The organism is Actinotalea ferrariae (assembly GCF_019733465.1).
Taxonomy (GTDB): domain Bacteria; phylum Actinomycetota; class Actinomycetes; order Actinomycetales; family Cellulomonadaceae; genus Actinotalea; species Actinotalea ferrariae_A.
The window spans coordinates 1-5512 of the sequence record NZ_JACVQL010000303.1 but is presented as its reverse complement, the minus strand read 5'-3'; the positions used below and the strand labels follow the sequence as shown (position 1 = coordinate 5512).

The window sequence follows — 5512 nt, the reverse complement described above, 5'->3', positions numbered from 1 at the left end:
CCCGGTGACGGGCGCCGCGGCCGTGGCCGGGCGTCAGGTCTGGCTGGGCACCGGGCTCGTCGCCGTCGCCGCGGTGGCCGGGACCTGGACGATGACGGGCCTGCTGGCGCCCGGCCCGTGGCGGGCCGTCGCCGCCCTCGTGGCCGTGGGCCTGGCGGCGGTGGTCGCCGGCGCGCGTGCCGTCGGCCGGTCGAGGTTCGCGCCGTCGGGCTGGGGCCTCGCGGTCGCCGTCGTCGCGCTCGTCTCGCTCTACGGCGGCACCGGGACGACGCCCGGCCTGCCGCTCCCGACGCCGGACACGCTCGACCGGCTCGTCCGGCTCGCGCGCAGCGGCGTGGACGCGATCGCGGACGGGCGGATCCCGGTGGAGCCGTCCCGCGGGCTCGAGCTCCTCGTGGTCGCCGGTACCGCCGCGGTCGTGCTCCTGGTAGACCTGCTCGCGCTCGGGCTCGGCCGCGCAGGGCTCGCGGGCGTCCCGCTGCTCGGCCTGTGGCTGCCGACGATCCTCTTCGAACGCGATCCCGGGATCCCCCCGATGCTCGTGGGAGGTGTCGCCTTCCTCCTCCTCCTGAGCCTCACCAGGCCGCGTCAGCGCCGCGCCGCGGACTCGCCGCGCGACGTCGCGCCCGCCCTCGGAGCGGCCGTGGCGGTCTGCGTGCTCGCCCTGGTGGCGGGACCGGTCGCCTCGGCGATGCCCTTCTACGGGTCGGTGCGGCTCCCGGGGTCGTGGGGCCCCGCAGGCGTCGACGGGCCGCTGCGCCTCTCGACCGACCTCGACATGCGGTCGAGCCTGGGGCAGCGCTCGGACCGGCCGGTCCTCACCTACACGACGGACGCGCCGGCCGTGGGCCCGCTGCGGATGTACACGATGGTCGACTTCGACGGGCGTGAGTGGGTGCGCGGCGAGGCCGGCTCGGAGCTCGACGGCACCGAGGGCGTGCTCTGGCCCAGTGCCGTCGCCGAGCCCGCGCCGGACGACGTCGCCCGGCTGAGCGTCCGCGTCGGCGACCTCGCGCAGGACCGGCTGCCGATCCCGACCGAGCCGCGCGCGGTCGAGGCGCCGGGCAGCTGGCTGTACGACCCGGCGCGCGACGAGGTGGTCGCGAGCCGCTCGACCTCGACGCGGGACACCTCGTACGAGGTGACGATCGCCCCCCGGGACCTGAGCCCCGACGCGCTGCGCGAGGACGAGGCGGCGCCGCTCCCGCTCGAGGACCCGACGCTCACGGTGCCCGCGTCCGAGTTCGCCGACGACGTGCGCGCACTGGCCGTCGAGCTCACCGCCGAGGCCGAGACCACGTACGATCAGGCGCTGGCGCTCCAGTCCTACTTCCGCGACGTCCGCAACTTCCGCTACGACACCCAGCTGCCCCCGCCGGAGACCGACGACGCGGTGTGGGACTTCCTCACCCAGAAGACCGGGTACTGCGTCCAGTTCGCCACGGGCATGACGCTCATGGCGCGCACGCTCGGCATCCCCGCACGCCTCGCGGTCGGGTTCCTGCCCGGGTCGCCCAGCACCGAGGTGCGCGGCGAGTTCGTGGTCTCGGGCCGCCAGGCGCACGCGTGGCCCGAGCTGTACTTCGCCGACGCGGGCTGGGTGCGGTTCGAGCCGACGCCCGCGGTCCAGACCGGCGCACCGCCCGTCTACGCCGACCCCTTCGCCGGCCTGCCCGTCACGCCCGAGCAGCAGGCGGCCACGTCGAGCGCCGCGCCGTCGCTCTCCCCCGGCGCGGCGGCGCCGCAACCCGGGCAGTCTGGCGCCGACGGCCAGGTCGGCATCGGCTCGGCCTCGGTGCCGAGCTGGGTCGCGATCGCCGGCACGGCCGCGCTCCTGCTCGTCATCGCCCTGACGGCCGTCGCGCTGCGCGCGCGTCGTCGGCGCCGGCACCCGAGACTGCCCGACGACCCCGAGGGGTGGTGGGGACTGCTGCGGGCCCAGCTCACGGAGGCCGGCGTCACCTGGGGCGACGCCACGACGCCGCGCCAGGTCGGTGCGCTGCTGCGGGCGCGGATCGAGGAGACGGACCGGGACCCCCTGGTGCGGGCGGGGGCCGTCGACGCGCTCGACCGGCTCGTCGCCACGGTCGAGGGCACGCGCTATGCGCCGGCACCGACGGCATGGGACGTCGCCGAGCTCCAGGGCTGGGTCGAGGCGGTGCAGCGCCCGCTGATCCCGGAGCCGGACGGAGCCCAGGTCCCCGTCGCCTGAGCCGGTCACCGACCTGGCCCAGCCGGTCGCCGACGTCGCGTGAGCGGGTCGAACCCGTCGGCCGCACCGGTCAGCGATCTGGCCTGAGCCGGGCAGCGACGTCGGTTGCCGGTCAGCCCACGTCGGCTGAGCCGGTCAGCGATATCGGTCGAGCCGGTCAGCGACCGCGGTCGTCCCGACGCCGGTCCCAGCGCTGCTCGAAGCGGGCGATGAAGCCCGGTGCGGAGCTCTTGGGCTTGGGCCGCGGCCTCGTGGTGCCGTTCTCGGTGACGATCCCCGCCGGACCCTTCCGCCGCGGCGGTGAGAACGCGAGGACGACCGAGGCGAACATCGTGACGAAGCCCAGGACGCCGACGAGCGGCTGGCTCGTGGCGGCGCCGATGAAGAGAACGGTGAGGCCGGCGACGGCGCCGGCCCCGGTGAGCAGCCATCGCTTCACGGTCCGCGTCCCGCCACCCTGGAAGGTGTTCACCAGCTTCGGGTCGTCAGACGTGAGCTGCCGCTCCATCTGCTCCAGTACGCGCTGCTCGTACTCGGACAGAGGCATCGCTACCTCCGTAGTGCCGGTGGGGACGGGGTCATGAGTCAGGATAGTTCGCTGCCGCCGACTGCGGTAGTTGAGCGGGCCGGGAGTGCACCCGTCAGGGTGGCGGCACCGACCGCTCCTGCTCCGAACCGGTGACGGACCTCGTCCATCGCCTGCTCCGCGCGGCGTCGCGCGTCCGACGCGTCGTCGACCGCCTCCTCGAGGGTCAGCTGCCGCGCGCCCACCTCCGTCAGGCCCTCGGCACGCACCCCGACGAGCCGCACGCGCCGTCCGCCGAGCTCGGTGCCGGCGAGCAGGTGGCGCGCGGCGAGGTAGATCTCGCGCCCGACGTCCGTCGGGACGGGCAGGGTCCGCGACCGACTCAGCGTGGTGAACTCCTCGGTCCGGATCTTGATGCTGACGGTGCGGGCGACGAGGCCGCGCTCACGCAGGCTCGTCGAGCACCGGTCGGCGAGGCGCAGGAGGTGCCCCTCGAGCACCGCCTGGTCGGCCGTGTCGTGCTCGAAGGTGGTCTCGGCGCCGACGCTCTTCTCCTGGCGCTCGGGGACGACCGGTCGCGGGTCGCGGCCCCAGGCCAGGTCGTGCAGGTGCGCGCCCGCCGCCCTGCCCACGGCTCGCTGCACCACCGACACGTCGTTCGCCGCGAGCTCGGCGACCGTGGTGATGCCCCAGCGCGCGAGGGACTCCCTCGTGCGCTCCCCCACACCCCACAGCGAGCCGACGGGCAGCGAGTGGAGGAACTCGACCGTCGCCCCGCGTGGCACGAGCAGCACGCCGTCGGGCTTGGCGAAGCCGGAGGCGAGCTTCGCCACGAACTTGGTGCCCGCGATGCCGACGGAGCACGGGAGCCCGAGCTCGCGGCGCACGCGCTCACGGATCAGCGCCGCGATCCGCGTCGGAGGACCCAGGCGCCGACGCGCGCCCGACACGTCCAGGAAGGCCTCGTCGACGCTCACCTGCTCCACGATCGCGGTCACGTCGCGCAGGATCGACATGACGGCCGCCGACGCCTCGCGGTACGCGGACTGGTCGGGCGGCAGCACGACGGCCTGAGGGCACAGCCGGATCGCCTGAGCCATCGGCATCGCGGAGTGCACGCCGTACGCACGGGCCTCGTACGTCGCCGCGAGCACGACGGAGCGCCCGTCACCGCCGACCACCACGGGGCGGCCGCGCAGGTCGGGCCGCCGGACGAGCTCGACGGACGCGAAGAAGGCGTCCATGTCGACATGGAGGATCGACGCACCGTCCTCGTCCGACCCCCAGCTCCGCCGCACGCCCGGCGGAGGAGGCGTGCGGCTCATGAGTCGGTCCTGGTCGCGCCTGACCCGTTCGACGTGCCGATCACGCTCGACGTGCCGAGAACGCCCGACGTGCCGATCACACCCCGAGCGCCGATCGCGCGGGACGTGCAGGACGACGGCATGGCCCCATCCTCTCAGGAGGCGTGCAGCAGAAGCCGACCCCGCTCCGGGGTGTCCAGCGCGAGCGTGCGGCGGACGGCGTCCTGGAAGTCCTCGGCCGCGGCGACCGTCGCCTCGGCGCGCTCGGGATCCACGGCCCCGCCCCGCCCCGCCTCGACGGCGGCACGTGCGGGCGCCCCGGCCGCGAAGAAGGACGTCCAGTGCTCGAGCTCGGGTGCCACCGCGGCGACCATGTCCCACACCGTGCGGGGCATGGGCCGACGCCGCGGCCGCCCCGTCACCTCGAGCAGGGCCGCACCGGCCCGGAGCGCCGCGAGGTGCCCGTGCAGGAAGCGCTCCTCGACGGAGCCCTCCAGCTGTGCCGCCACGAGCTCGGCGTCGCTGCGCAGCAGCAGGTCCAGCGCCGACGTGGGGACGGGCGGACGGACCTCTCCGTCGTCTCCCACGAGGCGGACCGCTGGGGTGCTTCGTCCGGTCATCGCGCTCACCTCCTGCGCCCATTGTCGAACACCTGTTCGAGTCGCGTCAAGACTACGGTGGCAGCCATGCCCGACCGCCGACCCGTCCGCGGCCGTCGAGGCGCAGGCGCCTCCAGGCCGGCCGCGCCGCAGACGTTCCCCGAGGGGCCGGTCCGCATCGCGACGGGCACGGCCGAGGTGCGCCGGTCACCGGACGACCCGCGGTCGGTCACCCTGTACGTCAACGGCGTGCCGAGCTCCCACCTGGATCTCGACGACCCGACGTGGCTCGAGTTCGAGTACATGCAGCACATGGCGGCGATCATCGAGCACACCACCGACACGACCCTCGACGCCGTCCACCTGGGGGCCGCCGGGTGCGCCCTCCCGCGCTGGTTGGACGCGGTCCGGCCGGGCTCTCGCCAGGTCGCCGTCGACGTCGACGCACGCCTCCTCGAGCTGGTCCGCACGTGGTTCGCGCTCCCCCGGTCACCCCGCCTCCGGCTGCGGGTCGGCGAGGCGCGCGCGGTCCTCGCGGCGCTGCCCGACGCGTCGGCCGACGTCGTCGTGCGCGACGTCTTCGCGCCCGACGTCACACCGGCGCACCTCACGACCGTCGAGTTCCTCGAGGAGGTCGTGCGGGTGCTGCGACCGGGCGGGCTCTACCTGGCCAACTGCGCCGACCGACCGCCCCTCACGCTCGCGCGTGCCGAGGCCGCGACCGTCCGCGCGGTGCTCGACGGCGCCCTCCTCGTGGCCGAGCCCGGCCAGCTCCGGGGGCGGCGGTACGGCAACGTCGTCCTCGCCGGACGGGCGCCCGGCACCGGGTCGACGCCTCGCGGGACGGACGGCGGCCCGGACGGCCTCGCGC

Annotated in this window: 5 protein-coding genes; 2 read left to right on the top strand and 3 right to left on the bottom strand. The window is 75.4% G+C overall.

The annotated features are described in order from the left end of the window. On the top strand, positions 1–2212 hold a 2212-nt coding region (locus tag ICW40_RS18370; RefSeq protein ID WP_221655447.1), incomplete at its 5' end, for a transglutaminase family protein. 157 nt (positions 2213–2369) lie between these two features. Here the strand turns inward: ICW40_RS18370 and ICW40_RS18365 are convergent. From ICW40_RS18365 to ICW40_RS18355, 3 genes are all read right to left on the bottom strand, one after another. Next, positions 2370–2759 (bottom strand): DUF3040 domain-containing protein, encoded by a 390-nt coding sequence (locus ICW40_RS18365; protein WP_221655446.1) that lies wholly within the window; start codon positions 2757–2759, stop codon positions 2370–2372. Between the two features lie 38 nt (positions 2760–2797). Further along, entirely contained in the window at positions 2798–4063 is a 1266-nt protein-coding gene (locus tag ICW40_RS18360) for a DNA polymerase IV (RefSeq protein WP_221655445.1), read from the bottom strand. A gap of 134 nt (positions 4064–4197) precedes the next feature. After that, positions 4198–4662 (bottom strand): SAV_6107 family HEPN domain-containing protein, encoded by a 465-nt coding sequence (locus ICW40_RS18355; RefSeq protein ID WP_221655444.1) that lies wholly within the window; start codon positions 4660–4662, stop codon positions 4198–4200. 66 nt (positions 4663–4728) lie between these two features. Here ICW40_RS18355 and ICW40_RS18350 point away from each other — a divergent pair. Beyond that, the coding region (locus tag ICW40_RS18350; RefSeq protein WP_221655443.1) for a spermidine synthase at positions 4729–5512 on the top strand (784 nt) is incomplete at its 3' end.